Genomic DNA, 20,671 nt, shown 5'->3' on the forward strand with positions numbered 1-20,671 from the left:
AGCAGAAACCGCTCTCGTTACTCGTCGTATATAGTACTCTTTCAAATAAAGAGTCAATATCATTTTTTACTTTTTTTTTAAAATAAAATAGCGCAAACATCTGGTTGTATTTCAATACATTACACTAAAATAAAAAGCATATAAAAGTTCCTTGCTAGATAACAGCGGCTTTCAGATTATAATACCCCTCCCCTCACAACGATTGCAACTTTTCTTACATATCACAATGATGTCATGTAAAAGGCTAAAGATAGAGTACATATTCTATAATCACCATTGCATAAACCTCTTACACGCTTTATGCTTTGCCATGAGAGCAAAAGGAAGATGTCAATGTCATCTAAACTGACGCGTAACCAAACATTGGTTTTAAACACTTTAAAAAATGCAAAAGGGCCTTTAAGTGCTTATGCGATTCTCAATCACTTACGCGAAGAAGGTTTTCGTGCACCTCTCCAAGTTTATCGTGCGTTAGAAAAACTCGTACAGTTAAAGTGTATTCATCGTCTTGAAAGTGTAAATGCCTTTATGGTCTGTTTACACCCTGAAAACTGTCAACATGAACTTACAACGTTTATAATTTGCGAAAACTGTGGTACAGTCAATGAAATACAAAATCAAACGATTGTATCGAGTTTAAAACAGATGGTTCAAGCTGTTGACTTCCAAGCCCACAAAAGCACCCTAGAAGTACGAGGTCTTTGTAAAAAATGCGTAACAGAATAAGACCTTGAACTTGCAAGTTCATATTTTTAGCATTATGTTTCGAAAATTATCTTATTGTTTGAAAAGCTCTTATCGTCCTTGCATGTATATCACCCTAATCTATAGTGATAGGTTTATTATACTCAGTGGAACATAAATATTGAAAGTATAAAATCATGTCCGTAGCTGAGACAATTTTTTCGACCAAAAATTTCAATAAAACGCAACAAAAGAAAGCAATTAAGGCTCTTCTTATTATCTTTGCACTTTTTGTTCTTTGGTTTAGCTATAAGTGGGTAACGCAATGGCGTTATATACTCACAACAGATGACGCCTATGTGCAAGGAGATATAGCAGCTATTGCGACTAAATTAAATGGATATATTGAAAAAATTGCCATTAAAGCCAACCAAGTTGTAAAAAAGGACGATGTTTTATTTTACCTAGACAATGGTGATTATCAAATAGCCTTGGATCAAACAGAAGCGCATCTTAACACACAGAAAAAAACACTTCTACGCATTGATGCGCAAATTACAGCAGCTCGTAGTGCTTTAGATGATGCGCAAGCACAAAAAGCCGCTGCTTCAGCCATAGCAACCAATGCACAACTCAGCTTAAAACGTGTAACAGAACTGAAAAAAAATCGTTATGCTCCTCAATCCGATGTTGATGATGCCAAATCAGCTTATGAACAAGCCATTGCAAATGTTAACAGAGCGGATGCACAAATAGCTGCAGCACGTGCAAATATCCGAGTGCTAGAAGCGCAACGAAGTGAAACGGAAAGCCAAACAAAGAGTTTAGAGCTCACGCGTGAAAAAGCACAACGTGATCTTGATTCGACCATTATACGAGCCCCATTTGATGGAGTTGTAGGAAATTTAACAGCAAAAACAGGAGATTTTGTTGTAAATGGCCAACGTCTTGCGGCGTTAGTCCCCATACATGCACTTTATATTGAAGCAAACTATAAAGAAACACAGTTGCAAAATATTCACCCAGGACAAAAGGCTTATATTGCTATTGATGCCTTCAAAAAGGAGTTTTTTACAGGAAAAGTGCTTTCTATTTCGCCCGCAACAGGCGCTGTTTTTTCTCTTTTGCCTCCACAAAATGCTACTGGTAACTTTACAAAGATTGTCCAGCGCATTCCCGTACGTATTTCTATTCCAGAAGAAGTCTTAAAAAACGGACATATCCGAGCAGGAATGAGTGTTTCAGTGAAAGTTGATACACGTACAAAGCCACAAGATAAAAGTCTCTTATAACAAAAAAGTAGAAGATCTTACGATGACATCTTCCATACCAGAGCCCATACAGTCTCAAGAACGCATCGGATTGCACAAAATTGTAGTTTTTATTGCTATGTCTTTTGGCATGTTTATGGCAATCTTAGATATCCAAATCGTTTCCTCTTCTTTAGCTGAAATTCAAGCGGGGCTTGCAGCAAGCTCTGAAGAAATTTCATGGGTTCAAACCTCCTACCTTATCGCTGAAGTCATCATGTTGCCGCTTTCTGGATTTTTAGGACGATTGCTTTCAACACGTGTTTTCTTTACCTTATCAGCTATCGGTTTTACGATTACTTCTGTTCTTTGTGCAACGGCAACATCTATTGGAGAGATGATTGTGTATCGCGCGCTACAAGGTTTTATTGGTGGTGGAATTATCCCTAGTGTTTTTGTTGCCTCCTATGTCCTTTTTCCTCCTTCCAAACGTCCTATTGTCACCCCTATTGTCGGACTGGTCGCAACATTAGCCCCTACCATTGGTCCAACCGTGGGAGGCTATATTTGTCATCTCTCATCATGGCATTGGCTCTTTCTCATCAATGTACCCTTCGGGATTATCATCTCAATTCTCGCTTGGAAATTAATTGATTTTGATAAAGCTGATCCCTCTTTAATGAAGAAATTTGATTGGTTAGGCCTCATTTCTATGGCTACTTTCTTGGGAACTTTAGAGTATATTCTAGAAGAAGGAGCTCGTCATGATTGGCTGAGTGATAGGCTGATTCGAGATTTTTTCATTATCATGATTCTTGCTGCAGCCTTATTCTTCTGGCGTGCTTTTACAGCAAAAGAACCCATTGTAGATCTCTCTACTTTTTCTAATTTTAATTTTTCAGCTGCATCCATTTTTTCCTTTGCACTGGGAATAGGTCTTTATGGACTCACATATCTCTATCCTGTCTATTTAAGCCAAATCCGCCATTATGATGCCCTCATGATTGGAGAAACATTGTTTCTTTCAGGATTCGCCATGTTATTAACTGCTCCGCTTGCTGGATTTCTTTCAGCACGAATCGATGCACGTTTAATGATGGCAATAGGACTTTTGGGTTTTGCAATAGGCACTTGGATGGCGAGCTCTATCACAGATAACTGGGATTTTTGGCAGCTCTTTTGGCCGCAAATTTTCCGTGGTGCTTCTGTGATGTTATGTATGGTTCCTGTTAATAATATTGCCTTGGGAACACTCCCGCCAGAACGAATGCAAAATGCTTCTGGACTCTTTAATCTCACACGGAATCTAGGTGGTGCTGTAGGGCTTGCCATTATCAGCACTCTCATGACAAAACGCACAGACTTCCATTATGAACGAATAGCCGAAACGCTTAACCACGCAAACAGACAAGCAACTGAAATGCTTTCAAAGCTTACTTTATTTTTCAAAACAGAAACCTTTGATTCGTATACTCTTGCTCTTTCTCAATTGTTTGGTATGGTACGCATACAAGCAACGATTATGGCTTTTAGTGATATTTTCTTTATCATAACCATTATCTTTGGTACTTTGACTTTTATGACCATTTTTCTTAAAAAAATACCACCTCTCATGGATTCACCACCAAGTCACTAAACTTAATTAAAATTGAGAAATATTTTTCATCCTTATGACTTTAGAGCTTCCTATGCACTTTATCTCTTCTCAAGAGACAGTATAAATTAACTTGTGATTCTAAATGATTCTTCTGATGAAAATTCTTTTCAATGCGAGCTCTTTATGCATTTAAAAATAACTTCTCGCATACAAAAATTATCTTAGATGATAATAAACAAAGAGCTTATCTAAAGTGCTCCAAACCATAAAGATAAAGCAGCTATTTCTATAAGATTTCTGATTTATGACCGTAGAGAAAAAAACGTTAAAACAATATTTGCGCCTGTCATTAAATCTCTCATCTATCTCCCCCTTTTTACGCTATTATCCTCATAAAAACTATTCTGTAAGATTCTTTGTCCTTCACTCTTTTGATGCTTACAAGAATATGCATAAAAGATTTATGATTCTTGTGATTTTTATTCACGCATCTATTTCCCTTATAATGTGTAGGATAACGTTTTTTTGATTCTGAATGCAAAATTTTACATGAGAAAATCATTTTGTATTTGATACTTTCATGCCAATTGCAAAACGATTAACCTTTATAGCAAAAAAGTAATGATCTATTTTTTTTCAAAAAAGCTGCCTTTGAACATGTAATTTTATTTTTTACACTCTTTTAAAAAAGCTGATACTTACAATTTTGATTCTACTGCTGCATATTTTTCTTTCTTAAGCCCTTCTTTTTCAACAAGCGCTAAAATTGTATAAAATTTCTCAAAATGTCTCTCTATTGAACCAATAAAAATTATTCGCTTGTACATAAAAAGCAAAGAGATAAAAACTGTTTAAGAAAAAAGTAAAATATCCAACCGTTTTGATGCAAGATTTACCAACGATATTGAAAACTGTATGATGATACCGGCTTTAAAAGAATACAAGATCACTCAAAAATCCGGTTCCTTTAATATTATAAAATAGGACGCTATTCCAAAAAAATGAGCTTTAAATATATTCCTACTCACTTAACTGAAATTATCAAAAATAAGAAATCAACCCCATAAAGAAAAAGTCATATAGTAAAATCGCAATACAACTCCCCAAAAACTTTGTACCGCTAAATACTTTGGCACTCGTCAAAACAGTATGCTCTCCTCAATGCCAGCTGTTGAAAAACAAAATAAACACGATCCTCAAGCCACTTTATGATGCTGAAAACGATTTGAAACTTCTCGTTCTCCACTAGGAACTAAAGTGCCATAACAGCCAGAAAGATAATGTGGTATCAGTTCCAACGCTTGAAAGCGATGCTTTTCATAAGGACCAGGCATTGCCAAATTTTCTGTTAAACTATTTGAAAAGCCAAAACGTTGATAAAATTCACAATCCCCTACCAGCAAAATGGCGCCATATCCTAATTTTTTTGCTGTTTCAATTGCATGGCGGACTAAAATTGATCCTATTCCCAGACCAGCACATTCAGATGCAACAGCCAAGGGGCCCAAAAGTAAAGCATGTTGTGTTTTATTTTTTCCTTTAGAAAAAGAAACATGCCAAAGACGGACACTTCCCACAAGCTCTCCAAGCGCATTTTTAACCACAAAAGAAAGTCCTTGAGCAGCTAACCGACCACGACGTAAAGCCTCTGATGATTTACGTTTACGTCCATACCCCATCGTTGAATCAAGCAAAATTTCTCGATAAGGCTTATCTGCTTCTTGCTCCAATAAAAGTGTAAAACATGCCCCATCTTTTGTTTGAAAATTCATCATGTTCATCTCAATGACCGCCCTCTTATAGCGCCATGACGAGCATAGCAAAAAGTCTAAAAAACCTATAGTTAAAAGGAAACCTCAGATCACATATGATCGTAAAGGCTCAAAACCATTAAAAGCAACCGATGCGTAAGTTGTTGTGTAAGCACCGGTTCCATGAATCAATATTTCATCTCCTATCGTTAGGGATAGAGGAAGCGGATAAGGTGTTTTTTCATAGAGAACATCTGCCGAATCGCATGTTGGTCCAGCCAAAATACAAGGCTCCATAACCTTATCATCATGAGGTGTCTCAATAGGATAACGAATGGCTTCATCCATAGTCTCAGCAAGACCATTAAATTTTCCAATATCAAGATAAACCCATCGTACATTATCATTATCAGCTTTTTTGGATATCAGAACCACTTCTGTACGAATAACACCAGCATTGCCAACCATCGCACGCCCAGGCTCAATAATCGTCTCAGGAATACGATTACCAAAATGCTTTTTCAATGAATCAAAAACTGCTGTACCATAAGCTTGCTCTGTAGGGACATCTTTCAAATAACGCGTTGGAAAACCGCCCCCCATATTCACCAACCTCAGCGAAATGCCTTCTTGTTCCAAACGCTTAAAAACTGTAGCAGCATCCGATAAAGCACGATCCCACGCACTCAGATCAACCTGCTGAGACCCAACATGAAAAGAAACACCATAGGCTTGTAAACCTAATTGGTGTGCCCGTCTTAGAACATCAACCGCCATAGCAGGGACACAACCGAATTTGCGTGACAATGGCCACTCTGCACCTTTTCCATCAGTCAGAACACGGCAAAAAACACGTGCTCCTGGAGCAACCCGCGCAATTTTTTCCACTTCTTCAACACAATCAACTGCATAAAGTGAAACACCCAATGCATATGCTCGTGCAATATCGCGTTCTTTTTTAATCGTATTCCCAAAAGAAATACGCTCTGACGTTGCTCCTACTTTTAAAGCCATTTCAATTTCTGCAACAGAAGCCGCATCAAAAGAAGATCCTAAAGAACTCAGCAAACGCAAGATTTCAGGTGCTGGATTTGCCTTTATTGCGTAAAAAATACGCGACTGCGGCAGAGCTTTTTCAAAATTTAAATAGTTGTCACGAACAACATCAAGGTCAACAATTAAGCATGGACCTTCAGAACGATGTGTTGCAAGAAAATCGCGAATACGTTGCGTTGCCATCTGCAATTCTCCTTGAGGGAAAGCTCCCCCACTCTATGCTTGGACAGCCAAAGCTGCCAAAAGCTAAAGGACAAAAAACACACAACAACTATCCCCATTCTGATTACAAAAAACCAGAAATTAGCATTGTATGCAGCGAAAGAACAGCGCGAAGCCGCGTCATTCTATTTTATCTGCCTTTTTGATTGGAGTTGAGAAAACCACTTCCGCACTGAAGGCAATGAGGTGTGCCTCTATAGTTATCCCAGTATTTAAAACTGGAAGACACCAGAAAGGCCCGCACCGTCGTTGCTTCAAGATGTCCTCATTCTTGCAATTGGCTGTAAGAATGACTGGAGCGGTTAGTTCCAGGTACCGTACCGGTTAATCTCACCATTTGAGAACCAGCGGACACCCACAGGCACGTGCGACTTTGGGCAATGCATCCTATAAAACGAATTCTTGCTCATTTCAATCATTTTTTTAAGTTTAAACATTTTTTAATTCTTAAAGATAAAATGATGCGAAAAAACAACACTCTCCCCCACCAGACAAAACTATCCATCCGCTTTCATGAGATCACACCCCTTACATTATCCGTGCAACATAAATCGCTGTCTTGCTTTTAAAGCCCCTCGTTTCTTTGCCCCATTCTATCTCCTAATATCCGCAGCAGAAAATAACGCAAAATAAATTACTCAACACATTAATTTATAATGATAATTTATTATTTTGCCCTTAAACAAAAATCTCATCATAAAATTCTCTTATTTCACCCCTCTTACAATGAATCAATTAAGATCATTCTTTTGCGCATCACAAATAAAAAACAACTGAAAAAAGAGGACCTCTTATATATCCTCTCAAATGCAAAGATGACTAACATTGAAAACTGGGGATAGTAACGACTGAAGCACTATCATCTTTAAAGATAACGATGTCCTTCCTCCAACAAATACCATTATCTTTCTTATTTACATCCTAAAAAAACATCCCTGTTTCCACATTCATTTCACAGCATCGCTTAAGCAAAATATCATGCAAATTCCCCGTATAATATAACCTGTGTAGTATAGATTAACTACATCTCACCCTCTTTATACTTATGAAATTACAAACCTGTACCCCTATTCTATCTGCCAACTTCCAATATTGCAAAAACTCCTACATTGAAATGTTTCATAACACCTTATCTAAAATGATTTTTGTCCACACGTTTCCCCATTTGTAACGTACAAGTGAATGAGTTTTACATGATTCGTTCTCATCTAATCTGAAAGCAATAAAGTTCATAATATTGAACTCTTTTATTCAAATCAAAAATAAATTATCATTATAAATCAATGCATTATATTAAATTCTGGAATCATAAACTCCTATTATCATTTTATTTTTTCCACCTAGTATCTTCTTTTTCATCTCCTCTTATTAATCACATCTTATTCATACGCTTTTCTCTTAAGCTATAATTCTCCCTCCCCTGCACTGTTGGTGAAGAGAGTTTCTATTTTAAAATGAAAAGTATTTAAATACTCAATCCTATAAAATGTAAGGAGAGCAAACGATCTATAATGATTATTTATAAATCAAATAATTTAACATAGACAAAAAGACCGAATAATATCCGGTCTTATAAAATATTTTCTACCAATATCAAAAAAACTCTTCTCTCTTAAATTTAAGAGAAAAACGCTAAAATTTACAGCCCTACACTGCGCTATCCTTATGTCCCTTGATGAGAATCAATTGCACGCAACTTCAACAATTGAAACTGCCTATGGCGCTCACGAAAGCGCTCTCTATCGGCTTCACTACGCGTGTTATAACAAGCATCACAGGAAACACCTTCCTCATAATGAGGCGATAATTTGCTTTCAGCATTGATAGGGGAACGACACGCGCGACATAATTCGCGTCCACATTCTTCAAGACCATGTTGAACAGAAACACGCTCATCAAAAACAAAACACTCACCCCACCATAAACTTTCCTCTTTTGGAATTTTTTCTAAATATTTTAGAATACCTCCTTTTAAATGGTACACCTGATCATAACCAAGCTCACGAACATAAGCTGTTGATTTTTCACACCGAATACCGCCTGTACAAAACATAGCAATTTTCTTTTTCTTCTTTAAATCAGCTTCATGTTGACGCACCCATTCAGGAAATTCGCGAAATGTTTTAATCTGTGGATCAATCGCTCCTTGAAAACTTCCAATCGCATATTCATAATCATTACGCGTATCGATCAAAATTGTCTCTTCATCTTGAATAAGAGCATTCCAATCTTCAGGGTCCACATAAGTACCAACAACTTTTAGCGGATCAACACCTTCAACCCCCATTGTCACAATCTCTTTTTTCAACCGCACTTTCATGCGATGAAAAGGCATTTTTGATGCCCATGAATATTTAATCTCCGGCGTTTGAAACGCTGGCTCAGCGGTAATAAAATCCACCAATGCCTCAATCGCAGCACAAGAACCAGCAACCGTTCCATTAATTCCCTCTTGTGCTAAAAGCAAAGTGCCTTTGATATCCTTTGCTTGACATAAATCCTGCAAAGGTTTTTGTAATTGATGATAATGCTTCAAATCTGCAAAGCAATAAAGTGCAGCAACTTTAAAATTCTTTTCCATGTGTTTTGCCATAACGCGCGTTTCATTCAATTTCAAGATTTATTCATGTACTCTTTAACATATTGTGCTTAATCAAACGATACAAATAATATCATCTCCAAGAAGAAAAAATATCATGTGCCAAAAAAGAGAAAAGCTTTTACTATATCTCCAAGGACAAACTGTTATACCTGTTTTGCTCATTGACAATCTACAAAGTGCTGTACCCTTAACACGCGCTCTTGTCAAAGGCGGATTAAAAACAATTGAGATCACCTTGCGAACACCAAATGCCCTCAAAGCAATTCAGAAAATTACACAAGAAGTCCCTGAAGCAATTGTTGGAGCCGGAACAATTCTCAACACAACACATTACGAAAAAGCCGAACAAGCGGGAGCCAAGTTTATTGTAAGCCCCGGATTATCAAATGAATTAATCAATTGTGCAAAAAATAGTGAAATTCCCCTTCTTCCCGCTGCAATGACCCCAAGTGAACTCATGCAAGCATTAAACAAAGGCTATTCATATCTCAAATTTTTCCCAGCTGAAGCCGCTGGAGGTATTGCCTTCATCGAAGCTTTAGCATCTCCCTTCTCTGATATCCGGTTTTGCCCAACAGGCGGTATTACACAAAAAAGTGCAACACAATGGCTCCAACTACCTAACGTCTTCTGCGTTGGCGGTTCTTGGATAGCGCCCCAACAACTCATTGCAATAAATGATTGGGATTCGATTACTGCATTAGCATATACTGCATCGCAACTTCCCTCTCCCTCGAAAAAAGCTCTTTCTACAATATAATGTAAAATGCAAGAACATCAGCCCCTTCAACAAAACCAAAGCTTTCACACATCCTTGCGCAATCTTTAACATTGTCATAAAACCACAAATCATCACCCGATCTTCATCGAGATGAATTTAGGAGAGTGCTATTGTTTCAAAGCCGCTTGTTTCAAAAAAGCATCCACTCTCCATAACAGTCGTAGTACGCCCCATATGCTCAGAAAGCTCACGCGTGGTCATAAAATAAAATTTCAACTGTTGTGCATATGCTCCAATGAGTAGATCTTGTTGCAAAGAGGAAAAAAGATCTTTTGCATAAATTAACTCATTCTGCTCACGCATTATTTAAAGTAAGGACAACTTCTGAAAATTTTTCATAAGTATCAGGATCCCGAATAAAGCTTGCAAAAGAAAAAAAAACCGTACCGGTTTGAAAGAAGATAAAGCATCAACTTCCCCACTCATTATCCCACAAAAGCGCGCTCTACAACATAAGTAGCAGGAGCATTATTGGCCCCTTCAACAAGACCAAAACTTTCACACATCCTTGCACAATCTTTTAACATTGCCATGGAACCACAAATCATCACCCGATCTTCATCAGGATGAATTTTAGGAAGGCCAGTTGTTTCAAAAAAGTCCCCACTTTCCATAACAGTCGTAATACGGCCCATATGCTCAGAAGGTTCACGAGTAGTCATAGGATAAAATCTCAACTGTTGTGCATACTCTCCAATGAGTGGATCTTGTTGCAAAGAGAAAACAAGATCTTTTGCATAAACTAACTCACTCTGCTCACGCGTTGTTTGAATAAGGACAACTTCTGAAAATTTTTCATAAGTTTCAGGATCACGAATAAGGCTTGCAAAAGGAGCAACCCCCGTCCCAGTTGAAAGAAGATAAAGACGTTTTCCAGGAATAAGAGCATCAAGAACCAGTGTTCCTGTAGATTTTTTACGCATGAGAACTGTATCACCAATTTTAATTTTTTGGAGATGCTCGGTTAAAGGTCCCCCTGGAACTTTTATCGAAAAAAACTCAAGCTGTTCATCCCAAAAAGGACTTGCAATCGAATAAGCGCGATAAATCGGCTTTTCTGCATTTGGCAAACCGATCATAACAAACTCACCCGAACGAAAACGAAAACTATCCGGACGATTCAAACGGAATTTAAATAACCGATCTGTATAGTGACAAACCTCTTGGACAGTAAGGGCGAACACATTCTCAGGAATCGGAAAATCTGCAACGCTGCTGATGTTTGACGGAACATTGGTAGCAGACGTATTCATACTCTTCCCCATATCTTTATTGAACGTTAAATTTCGAATCCTTGACGTGATATAGTACTTGCATAACCATCTGCCAACAATTTTCTTAAAACAAAAATCTCAAGATTAACACTTTATTAAACGAATGAGGAAAATACGAATACAAATCACATTCAAAGAAAAACAAAAACATTGAGTATTAAACAATCACGGTACTCTTTTCCCCTTTAACACATAATGCATATTTCCATTGTAACGCTATAACACTCTCTCGCTTAACAAAACTTATGACCTAAAACCTTCAAATAAGAGAGATAAAATTTTTGTTGATTGAACGATAACCACACGAATCTCCAACAAGATTTCCGGCATTACATCTATTGTTTTCGTTACTGACCTTTTTACACTGCGCTTTCCATAAATATCCATAAATAAATGAGTCTAAAGCGCTCTATAAGCAACAAAATTGATTTCACTAAAAACCAATCAAACAATAGAAAGTAAGTATTGGATACCCAATCCATCTTGAAAACCAACAACATCCAAATCAACGGGCTTTCTAAATCAACAGTTTTTAATGTATCAGAAAGTGTTTACACACTGTTTTCCATTTAACAAAAATAACTTTAAGTGCATGAGACGACATCCAAAATTGCACAGATAAGTGATCTTTCCCCCATGATAGAAAACTTGTAATGCATTGATTTAGAGTAATTAATTTAATCATTTTACCTTCTCTGAATAAGCAGCCCATGCAATGTTTAATCAAAACAATCGCACCAGCAACAACAGCCTAATCTTGCACTCTTCAAAATGATACAATACAATAAACTATGTTTTATTTTTTTATATGCCTCAACTAAGGAAAATAAGTAAAAAAACAAAAGTCTATGTTTTACAAATTATTAGAAGATACCGTGTTGCTAACAACACAAAGAAAACTAAAATATCTCTTATATCCAGAGTACCATTTTACATAAAAAAACGACTTTAATGGTACATAATTCAGTATAAGCTCCTTATGATTTTGACCATAGAAAATAGTGTCTTTCCCTATATCGTAAAGAACCTCAATGAAATAACCAAAAAACTCCGTATTTCACGAACACAGATAAGCTCTTAAAATGAAAAAATCCATTAATGATGAAATCAATACATCACTCTATGTAGCTGTAGCAACCATCGATGTCAGTGCCATTGTTGCCAATTATATCACTTTAGCCAAACGTGTAGCTCCAACACAATGTTCAGCAGTTGTAAAGGCAAACGCCTATGGATTAGGAGCTCACAAAATTGCTCCTGCCCTTTATCAAGCTGGTTGTCGCACTTTCTTTGTCGCCCAAATCATAGAAGCACTCCAATTAAAAAGCATTTTACCATCAAATGTCACGATTGCCCTTCTAAATGGACTTCCACACTTAGCAGAAGAGTTTGTCGCACAATCTGGTATTGTTCCTGTTCTAAACTCTTGGAATGCCATTGAAAATTGGCAAAAAATTTGTCAAAAAAAAGATAAAAAATTTCCAGCAATTGTTCAAATCGATACCCATATGAACCGATTAGGACTGGATAAAAAAGAATTACAAAAACTCATCAAACACCCTACAATTTTCGAAAAAGCAGAAATAAAATATATTCTCAGTCATCTTTCTAACGGAGAAGATGATACCCACCCATCCAATTATGCCCAATTGGCTACTTTCAAAACTGTCCTTGCGCAATTACCTGCTTGCAAAGTTTCCTTTGCCAATTCTGGAGGTATCTTTCTAGGATCAGATTTTTATTTTGATCTTGTTCGTCCAGGCATTGCACTTTACGGAGTTGATCCGCGGGGGAAACACCCATCACCTCTGAAACCTGTTTTAAAACTTGAAGCCCAAGTCATTCAAAACCGCGTTGTTGATATAGGTACACCTGTTGGTTATGGAGAAAGCTTTATAACCAACAGATCAAGCACTCTTGCAACCATTTCTATAGGCTACGCAGACGGCTGGCTCCGTGCTCTTTCGAATAAAGGAACAGTTTATTTCAACGGGTACAAACTTCCCATGGTTGGGCGGGTTTCTATGGATTCCATTATTGTAGATACGACCGATCTTGATCAAAAACCTCAAACAGGTGACTGGGTAGAACTCATTGGCCCCCATCAAACACTTGAAAAAGTATCTATAGATGCCGATACCCTTCCCAATGAAATTCTAACATCTCTTGGCTCCCGCTATAAATACATTTACACATAAAAACTCTTTAAAGAAATAAATTGATAAAAATCATCATGTTAGAAAATTGAGGGGTTTTTACGAAAGATTTTACAACAATCAATCATATAGAATGATCATAGACACCGCACATTCACAGAAATCTCAAAATAGACAAATTGATGAACTGTTTTATGGAAGTAGCTTTCACCCAAAATATAAAAGCTTAGCCTTTTCCCTATAAATTGACAAAAAAGAATCTACTGCAAAGTTTTTAAAATTAATTGCCCAATTAAACCAAAATATTAATTCTCTAGATATCAAACAAAACATCCAGTCTTGTAAGTTTCTCTTATTTTCAGCTTTGTTCATATTAAAGCAATCAAAATCATTCGCTTGCATACCACAAACTGGACTATGTGTAGATAAAAATGATTTAAGAAAAGAATACCTCTTATGAACCATCTCAAGTGCCAATGGCTATAACATTAAGCGGCTGAAAAAGTGTATGATAGTGCCAACTTCTTCCTTCATAGAGCGTAAAGATTGGGGGGCTCTCAATAGATTTATCATTGCACCATTCACGAGCGACGTCGCGAAATGGGATTGGGAGCGAAATGTCTCTTTAAAACAAACACGTGAATTAACAACCAAAGTATATTCTTTTTGGAGTGTTCTGTTTTACATGAGGGGGTCCCCATTAAAGAACACAATAAATAAAAGCATGGGACAATATGTAATCCCCATTATAAAAAAACATTGCTTTAGATGCTTCTGAAAGCCGTAAAGCTGAAAGGGAGATGACAAACTGAGGATTGAGTTTCACCTTTACGGCTTTATATTTCTCTGAAATTAGATTGTCTTTCAGTTTCAAAAATTACATCAACAGAAATACGCAATCCCCTCACCATCATCTGCATACAAAAGCTTGAACTACTCATAAAGCTCTTTTTTGTCTCAATCTCTGACTTAAAATATGTCGCTGCGTTAAGTTTGGATGTGGATTTACAGGCAACAGCTAAAACACACGGGCTCTTAGGAAAACAACACCGTAAAGTCACAAACTGACTTACAATGGATTGGAAAGATGTGCCGGCTTTTTATAAGACACCCTTAAAAAAAACAACCATAATACATTTGGTTTTGCATTTACTCATTCTGACAGGTGTTCTTGCATATTTTTGCGTCATATTTATAAAAAGCAGATTAAAGAGAAATATTTAGACAATTCTTGACTTAAGAAGATGCAACAACAGAGTTTCGCAGGGCTTTATCATCAAAAGCACTAAATTTGATTTTATTCTTTCTGCAACCGGTCGTAGTCACCTTAGTGAGAGTCGTATGTCACAACACATGCAACAGACTGGACCCTATCCCCTGTAGGTTTCACTCTCGTTTACGTGAATTAGCTGGCTAGACCGATGCGCCTAGTCACTAAAACCATGTCATACGGTAGAAGGCAAAGGAGAGCATGCCTATTACCCACAAAACACAGTTTTTTTGTCGACTTTTCCGATTTTTCTCATGTTATAAAAAACTATGCAAAATTCTAGAAAATAGACAAATAACTCCATAACAACATGATCAATAAGTAAAAAACCCACACAAAATGTGTGGGCTTTTTTGTTTATGTAAATAAACAAAGTAAATACATATTTGTTATTTAATAGGTATTTCCCAATGGCGGACACGAACAAATGAGCATTCTGTCTCCCGCAACATTATCAATACGCGATACAGGAGGCCAATATTTATTCGCTGGATCAAGAGAACTGTTGGGAAAAGCAGCTTCTTGTCGCGAATAGGGTCGTTCCCAAGCATCATCTAAAGTATCTGCCACTGTATGAGGAGCATTCACCAATGGATTATTGTCTTTTGGCCAAACCCCACGACCAACTTTCTTTGCTTCTTCAGCAATAGAGAGTAAAGCATCACAGAAACGATCAATTTCTGCTTTTGGTTCTGATTCCGTTGGCTCAATCATCAAAGTTCCCGGAACAGGGAATGACATCGTGGGCGCGTGGAATCCATAATCAATGAGACGTTTTGCAATATCATCAACACTCACCCCATACTGCTCTTTCAACACACGTGTATCCACAATACATTCATGAGCAACACGTCCATGCTTGCCCCGATAAAGAATGGAATAAGCGGGTGAAAGACGTGCAGCAATATAATTGGCATTTAAAATGGCTATTTGTGTTGCATATTTTAAACCATCAGCCCCCATCATTCGAATATACATCCATGTAATCGCAAGAATAGACGCACTTCCATAAGGAGCTGCCGAAACTGCATGTGTTGTCCCATCCTGTTCATGCCCTGGTAAGAATGGTTTGAGATGCGCTGCAACTCCAATTGGTCCCATACCAGGACCACCACCTCCGTGGGGAATGGCAAATGTTTTATGAAGATTCATATGACAAACATCAGCGCCAATATCTGCAGGACGAGCAAGCCCCACAAGCGCATTGAGATTAGCGCCATCGAAATAAACTTGTCCACCATTTTCATGAATAATAGAACAAATCTCCTTAATGCTTTCCTCATAAACACCATGTGTTGAAGGATAAGTAATCATGAGAGCAGCCAATTTATCCTTATGCAATTGCGCTTTCATTTTGAGATCATCTACATCAACATCACCATCGCTTAAACATTTTACCACAACGACTTCCATACCTGCCATATGTGCCGAAGCTGGATTGGTACCATGCGCAGATGCAGGAATAAGACAAACTGTACGTTGATGTTCTCCCCGTGATTGGTAATATCGTCGGATAGCCAAAAGCCCCGCATATTCACCTTGAGCACCAGAATTTGGCTGAAAAGAAACTTGTGCAAATCCTGTAATTTCGCACAACCACGCATTTAACTGATCGATCATCTCCAAATAACCCGCTGCATCCTCTTGTGAAACAAAGGGGTGTATATTGGCCATACTAGCCCAACTTACAGGCATCAGTTCAGCCGCCGCATTAAGCTTCATTGTACAAGAGCCAAGAGGAATCATAGCACGATCCAGTGCCAAATCCTTATCCGCCAAACGACGCAAAAAGCGCATCATATCTGTCTCTGAATGCACCGCATGAAAAAAAGGTTGGGAAAGAAAAGCAGCATCCCGTTTTTTGCCAAAGAGCTGTGGAGAAACCTGATCACCTAATTGTGCCCCAAAAAGCTGTGCTAAAGCACAAGCATCTTCTTCTGTCGATAACTCATCAAAATTGATTGCAATGGTGTCATCATCGAGAACACGAATAAGGCGTCCACTCATTTTGGCTTGATGTGCAATCTCTTTCGCTTTTCCCTTCACAACAATGCTTACACAATCAAAAAAAGATTCTCCTTCACAAAAAACACCTGCAGCCTCTAAACCAGCAACAAAACGACATGTTAAATGATGAATTCGCTGCGCAATTTCTTGTAAACCTTTCGGCCCATGCCAAACAGCATAAGCGGTTGCCATATTAGCCAACAAAGCCTGAGCTGTACAAATATTTGACGTCGCTTTATCGCGCCGAATATGTTGTTCACGTGTTTGCAAAGCTAAACGAAAACCAACACGCCCTCTCGTATCCACGGACTGACCAACAATACGCCCTGGAATAAGACGCGTTAACGCATCACTCACCGCAAGGTAACCAGCATGTGGACCACCAAAGCCCATTGGAACGCCATAACGCTGCATAGAGCCAACAACGATATCTGCCCCCCATTGAGCAGGTGGCTCCATAAGAGTAAGTGCTAAAGGATCAGCCACAACGATAACTAAAGCTCCCTTTTCCTTTGCCTCTTTTATGATCTCACTGTAATCATGAAAAGCACCTTTTGTATCTGGCCAAGATAAAACAATTGCCGCTGTATTAGAACAAATTTTCCTCTCTTGACTGATACAAATACCTTGTGTTTCAGCACGCGTTTGCGCAACACTTAAAGTCTGAGGATGTAAAAGACTCTGAAGAGAAATTTTTGTTTTTTTCTCACGAGAAAAGCGAAAAGCGAGGGCATTGGCTTCAGCTAAAGCGGTTGCTTCATCAAGAAGGGAGGCAGCAGCAACAGGCAAACCTGTGAGTTCACTCACCAATGTCTGAAAATAAAACAAAAGTTCTAAACGACCCTGACTAATTTCTGCTTGATAAGGCGTATAAGCAGTATACCAAGCAGGATTTTCAAACAGATTTCGTAAAATAACTGGGGGGACATGAGTTCCATGATATCCTTGCCCAATAAAACTTTTGTGCACACAATTACGCTCCATCATCTTGGAGAGTTCTTCCAAGGCTTGTCCTTCACTAGCAGCCTTTGGTAAATTAAGTGAACGTCCCAAATGGATAGAATGTGGAACAGCTTGAGAAATGAGTGTATCAACACAATCAAGCTCTAAAACATCAAGCATTTTTTGTGTTTCATCAGGACGCAGCCCAATATGTCGAGAAGAAAAAGAACGCTCGATCATGATACTCATCCAATCAAAGCCTTATAAGCATCTTTATCCAACAGCCCTTCCAGTTGTGTCTCATCCTGCAATGTCATTTTCCATAACCAGCCTTCTGTTTCGGCTTTCTGATTTACCAATTCAGGATGATCAGCCAATGCTTCATTTATTTCGACCACTTCACCATCAAGAGGAGCATAAACATCTGAAGCGGCTTTCACCGATTCCACAACAGCAGCTGCCTCTCCTTTGGAAAGTTTTGTCCCACTTTGTGGTAAATCAACAAAAACCAAATCTCCTAATTGCTCTTGCGCATAATGCGTAACCCCAACAGTCACCACTTTTCCTTCAACGCTAAGCCATTCATGGTCTTGTGTAAAATAAGTTTTAGACATAAAAAATCATCCTTTAAAATAACGTTGTTCAACAAAGGGAAGTGAATGAACTGATAATACAATCTTTTTGCCTCGCAGTTCTGTAAAGACTTGTGTCCCTTCAACTTTACAATCAACAGGAACATAACCCATCGCGACAGGACCATCAAAAGAAGGACCAAAACCACCTGATGTTACAACTCCAATCTCATTACCTTGATCATCAAGAAGCACCGCACCAGCACGAATAGGTTGGCGCGTTTGGGGTTTTAATCCAACACGACAACGAGCAGGTCCTTTTTGCAGCGCTTCAAGAAAAGCCTTCGCGCCATAAAATTGTGCTTTTTCTCGAACACTTTTAGGAACAGCCCATGTTAGAGCCGCATCAATAGGTGTCGTATCAGGGGTAATGTCATTTCCATGCAAACACAACCCTGCTTCTAACCGCAAGCTATCGCGTGCTGCAAGTCCAATCCACTCAACACGAGAATCACTCAGCAATTTTTCAGCCAACATATGCGCATGCCCTATAGGCAAAGCAATTTCAAAACCATCCTCTCCCGTATATCCAGAACGCGTTATAAACCAATCTTGTTGTGGTTCGAATCCTTGCATAAAGAACAATTCATTCCCTGGTAAATCAGCATCAGCAAGAACAGCAGCCGCTTCAGGACCTTGAAGAGCAAGCAATACCCTTTCAAGAGCAATCACTTGACATTCAAAATCAACCGCACGCTTTTCCAATTCTACAAAATCAGCCTGTGCATTCCCAGCATTGGCGACCAACATAAAACGGCTCTCTTCCAAACGGGTAATGATAAGATCATCAAGAATACCAGCCTGCTCATTAAGCAAGTAATTATACCGTGAGTGCCCAATCTTTAAAGCTGCTGCATCAATGGGAAAAGCATAGGACAAAAATTCCACGGCTTGTGCCCCTTCAACAGCAATCAATTTCATATGAGAAATATCAAACAATCCCGCATGTGCACGCGTATGAAGATGCTCTTTCAAAACGCCAAGAGGATACGTTAAAGGCATGTTCCACCCCGCAAAAGCGCCAAATTTTGCTCCTGCTTTTTCATGCATATCATATAAAGGAAGTGTTTTTAAAGAAGATGTTTCTTGTGCTGTGCCCATAATAACTCCAAAGCTGCGCTAACGCCCACAGAATATGGACGTCTCTGCACCCCTCTGTCATCAACCTGAGAGACTCGCGAAAAAATTTTTCGCTTACACCTTCGGCGCGGGCTCTCCCGACTTTCCAGATCTGCCTTCTTCCTTTTACGGTCCTTAAAGCCTGAGAGATTATGGGCTATTTCCCCTTCGGCGGCAATGCGAAAACTCGCAATCTGCACTCTCCCGCAAAAGAATGAAAGAAACAATAACGCTCTTTCCAGCATGTTCTAATCTATAACCCATCTTTATCACACTGTCATTAGTAAAGTGATGAAAATGTTCTCATTTTAAAACTTGCATAAGCTGCTTCAAAAGATTTATAATAGTATCTTTTTGAACCTTACAAAAATTGCAAGGAACACATTTTAGGAAATTTAAGACAAAAATCAAAAGCTATAAACAAAAATACCTCTTGAAAATCATGCAAAACGTCACACACTAACAAGATCGCAAAGCAATATTCTTTCTCGCGCAGTTCAACCTTAAATATAGGGTTTCATATTCTTTTTTTAGAATAAGGACTTCAAGTATTTTATAAGTATGATTTTAATGCACAAGAAGTGGGTTTTTTTCTTTCTCAATAGTGTCATAAATTGCGACTATTTACAGACTAAACTACCGAACAAAGGTGACAAAATACTCATGAAAGCTGGTAATATCTCTTACAATTGCGAAAATGATCTTCCAAAGCAAATTGCCCTTTTTCCTTTAGAAGGTGCACTCTTACTACCCGGCGGTTTTTTATCACTCAACATTTTTGAACCAGAATCACTTGAAATGATTGAAAACGTAATGGTAACCGATCGTCTATTGGGCATTATTCAACCACTTTCATCGGATACAGACCGCTTCTCTACACAACTTTATAAAACAGGCTGTATAGGGCGCATTACAAACTACAGTGAAACAGGAAATGGACAACTATTCATTATCTTACAAGGTATTTGCCGCTTCACCTTAGAACAAGAATTGACAAACACAAAATCCTATCGAACAGCTCTCATCCAATCAAACATAAAAGACTTGCAAGAATTTGATGTTGAAGAAAGCATTAACCGAGAGAGCTTACTCGACGTTGTAGAAAAATATCTAACCATACATGAAATGGAATATAATTGGAGCAGTATCATAGAAGCCCCTACACCTATATTGGTTAATGCTTTTTCAGCTCTTATCCCCTTTACACCAGCAGAAAAGCAAGCTCTCCTTGAAGCTCCAGATATCGAAAGCCGTGCCCAAACTCTTCTTGCATTAACAGAACGCTCACTCATGAAACAAACAGGTACAGATTACCGTTTAAACTAATA

13 protein-coding genes, 1 pseudogene and 1 riboswitch are annotated in these 20,671 nt (G+C 38.2%); of the genes and pseudogenes, 6 read left to right on the top strand and 8 right to left on the bottom strand.

Translation table 11 applies throughout. The features are described from left to right. The first annotated feature begins 333 nt into the window (after positions 1-333). The 3 genes from ACFIJQ_RS06290 (at position 334) to ACFIJQ_RS06300 (ending at position 3,570) form a co-directional block, all read left to right on the top strand. Entirely contained in the window at positions 334-726 is a 393-nt protein-coding gene (locus ACFIJQ_RS06290) for a Fur family transcriptional regulator (protein ID WP_273788586.1), read from the top strand. Between the two features lie 155 nt (positions 727-881). Beyond that, on the top strand, positions 882-1,976 hold the full coding sequence (locus tag ACFIJQ_RS06295; RefSeq protein WP_375629152.1) for an HlyD family secretion protein: 1,095 nt from the start codon (positions 882-884) through the stop codon (positions 1,974-1,976). A 22-nt stretch (positions 1,977-1,998) separates the two neighbouring features. Next, positions 1,999-3,570, top strand: a complete 1,572-nt coding sequence (locus tag ACFIJQ_RS06300) for a DHA2 family efflux MFS transporter permease subunit (protein WP_273788588.1) — start codon at positions 1,999-2,001, stop codon at positions 3,568-3,570. Between the two features lie 1,157 nt (positions 3,571-4,727). Here the strand turns inward: ACFIJQ_RS06300 and ACFIJQ_RS06305 are convergent. The 3 genes from ACFIJQ_RS06305 to ACFIJQ_RS06315 all read right to left on the bottom strand — a co-directional run bounded on the left by ACFIJQ_RS06305 (position 4,728) and on the right by ACFIJQ_RS06315 (position 9,141). Continuing rightward, positions 4,728-5,312 carry a GNAT family N-acetyltransferase gene (locus ACFIJQ_RS06305; protein WP_273788589.1) on the bottom strand — a complete coding sequence of 195 codons (585 nt, stop codon included), beginning with the start codon at positions 5,310-5,312 and terminating at the stop codon, positions 4,728-4,730. Between the two features lie 75 nt (positions 5,313-5,387). Next, positions 5,388-6,521: a type III PLP-dependent enzyme gene (locus tag ACFIJQ_RS06310; RefSeq protein WP_375629157.1), complete on the bottom strand. Its 1,134-nt coding sequence runs from the start codon at positions 6,519-6,521 to the stop codon at positions 5,388-5,390. Between the two features lie 1,702 nt (positions 6,522-8,223). Further along, a complete protein-coding gene (locus ACFIJQ_RS06315; protein ID WP_273788598.1) occupies positions 8,224-9,141 on the bottom strand; it encodes a rhodanese-related sulfurtransferase in 918 nt (305 codons plus the stop codon). 115 nt (positions 9,142-9,256) lie between these two features. Here ACFIJQ_RS06315 and eda point away from each other — a divergent pair, with 115 nt between their 5' ends. Then, positions 9,257-9,922 (top strand): bifunctional 4-hydroxy-2-oxoglutarate aldolase/2-dehydro-3-deoxy-phosphogluconate aldolase, encoded by a 666-nt coding sequence (eda, locus tag ACFIJQ_RS06320; RefSeq protein WP_273788591.1) that lies wholly within the window; start codon positions 9,257-9,259, stop codon positions 9,920-9,922. Here eda and ACFIJQ_RS06325 read toward each other — a convergent pair. Together ACFIJQ_RS06325 and ACFIJQ_RS06330 are read right to left on the bottom strand one after the other, a co-directional pair. Then, positions 9,901-10,334 (bottom strand): annotated as a pseudogene (locus ACFIJQ_RS06325) (ferredoxin--NADP reductase); the annotation flags it as partial. The gene eda and the pseudogene ACFIJQ_RS06325 sit on opposite strands and share 22 nt — an antisense overlap. Positions 10,335-10,368: 34 nt before the next feature. Next, positions 10,369-11,196, bottom strand: coding sequence for a ferredoxin--NADP reductase (locus tag ACFIJQ_RS06330; RefSeq protein WP_375629160.1), 828 nt, complete (start codon positions 11,194-11,196; stop codon positions 10,369-10,371). Positions 11,197-12,299: 1,103 nt separating this feature from the next. On the opposite strand from ACFIJQ_RS06330, the gene alr reads away from it, so the two are divergent. Beyond that, positions 12,300-13,415 carry an alanine racemase gene (alr, locus tag ACFIJQ_RS06335; RefSeq protein WP_375629163.1) on the top strand — a complete coding sequence of 372 codons (1,116 nt, stop codon included), beginning with the start codon at positions 12,300-12,302 and terminating at the stop codon, positions 13,413-13,415. A gap of 1,621 nt (positions 13,416-15,036) precedes the next feature. On the opposite strand, the gene gcvP is transcribed toward alr, so the two are convergent. From gcvP to gcvT, 3 genes are read right to left on the bottom strand one after another with little or no spacing between them, the layout of a single operon-like run. Next, on the bottom strand, positions 15,037-17,832 hold the full coding sequence (gcvP, locus tag ACFIJQ_RS06340; protein ID WP_375629255.1) for an aminomethyl-transferring glycine dehydrogenase: 2,796 nt from the start codon (positions 17,830-17,832) through the stop codon (positions 15,037-15,039). 5 nt (positions 17,833-17,837) lie between these two features. Further along, positions 17,838-18,206 carry a glycine cleavage system protein GcvH gene (gene gcvH / locus ACFIJQ_RS06345; RefSeq protein WP_015856760.1) on the bottom strand — a complete coding sequence of 123 codons (369 nt, stop codon included), beginning with the start codon at positions 18,204-18,206 and terminating at the stop codon, positions 17,838-17,840. A 6-nt stretch (positions 18,207-18,212) separates the two neighbouring features. Next, positions 18,213-19,325 carry a glycine cleavage system aminomethyltransferase GcvT gene (gene gcvT / locus ACFIJQ_RS06350; RefSeq protein ID WP_375629166.1) on the bottom strand — a complete coding sequence of 371 codons (1,113 nt, stop codon included), beginning with the start codon at positions 19,323-19,325 and terminating at the stop codon, positions 18,213-18,215. Positions 19,326-19,462: 137 nt separating this feature from the next. Beyond that, positions 19,463-19,560: riboswitch (glycine riboswitch) on the bottom strand. 446 nt (positions 19,561-20,006) lie between these two features. Between gcvT and ACFIJQ_RS06355 the strand changes: the two genes are divergently transcribed. Further along, positions 20,007-20,669, top strand: coding sequence for an LON peptidase substrate-binding domain-containing protein (locus ACFIJQ_RS06355; protein ID WP_273788596.1), 663 nt, complete (start codon positions 20,007-20,009; stop codon positions 20,667-20,669). Positions 20,670-20,671: the final 2 nt, after the last annotated feature.

Source organism: Bartonella sp. TT67HLJMS, from assembly GCF_042193375.1.
Classification (GTDB): Bacteria; Pseudomonadota; Alphaproteobacteria; order Rhizobiales; family Rhizobiaceae; genus Bartonella; species Bartonella grahamii.

Excerpts from the sequence above, each read along its gene's own strand:
- ACFIJQ_RS06290 (WP_273788586.1), top strand. The coding sequence starts at position 334 with ATGTCATCTAAACTGACGCGTAACCAAACATTGGTTTTAAACACTTTA.
- ACFIJQ_RS06295 (WP_375629152.1), top strand. The coding sequence starts at position 882 with ATGTCCGTAGCTGAGACAATTTTTTCGACCAAAAATTTCAATAAAACG.
- ACFIJQ_RS06300 (WP_273788588.1), top strand. The coding sequence starts at position 1,999 with ATGACATCTTCCATACCAGAGCCCATACAGTCTCAAGAACGCATCGGA.
- ACFIJQ_RS06305 (WP_273788589.1), bottom strand. The coding sequence starts at position 5,312 with ATGAACATGATGAATTTTCAAACAAAAGATGGGGCATGTTTTACACTT.
- ACFIJQ_RS06310 (WP_375629157.1), bottom strand. The coding sequence starts at position 6,521 with ATGGCAACGCAACGTATTCGCGATTTTCTTGCAACACATCGTTCTGAA.
- ACFIJQ_RS06315 (WP_273788598.1), bottom strand. The coding sequence starts at position 9,141 with ATGGAAAAGAATTTTAAAGTTGCTGCACTTTATTGCTTTGCAGATTTG.
- eda (WP_273788591.1), top strand. The coding sequence starts at position 9,257 with ATGTGCCAAAAAAGAGAAAAGCTTTTACTATATCTCCAAGGACAAACT.
- ACFIJQ_RS06330 (WP_375629160.1), bottom strand. The coding sequence starts at position 11,196 with ATGAATACGTCTGCTACCAATGTTCCGTCAAACATCAGCAGCGTTGCA.
- alr (WP_375629163.1), top strand. The coding sequence starts at position 12,300 with ATGAAAAAATCCATTAATGATGAAATCAATACATCACTCTATGTAGCT.
- gcvP (WP_375629255.1), bottom strand. The coding sequence starts at position 17,832 with ATGATCGAGCGTTCTTTTTCTTCTCGACATATTGGGCTGCGTCCTGAT.
- gcvH (WP_015856760.1), bottom strand. The coding sequence starts at position 18,206 with ATGTCTAAAACTTATTTTACACAAGACCATGAATGGCTTAGCGTTGAA.
- gcvT (WP_375629166.1), bottom strand. The coding sequence starts at position 19,325 with ATGGGCACAGCACAAGAAACATCTTCTTTAAAAACACTTCCTTTATAT.
- ACFIJQ_RS06355 (WP_273788596.1), top strand. The coding sequence starts at position 20,007 with ATGAAAGCTGGTAATATCTCTTACAATTGCGAAAATGATCTTCCAAAG.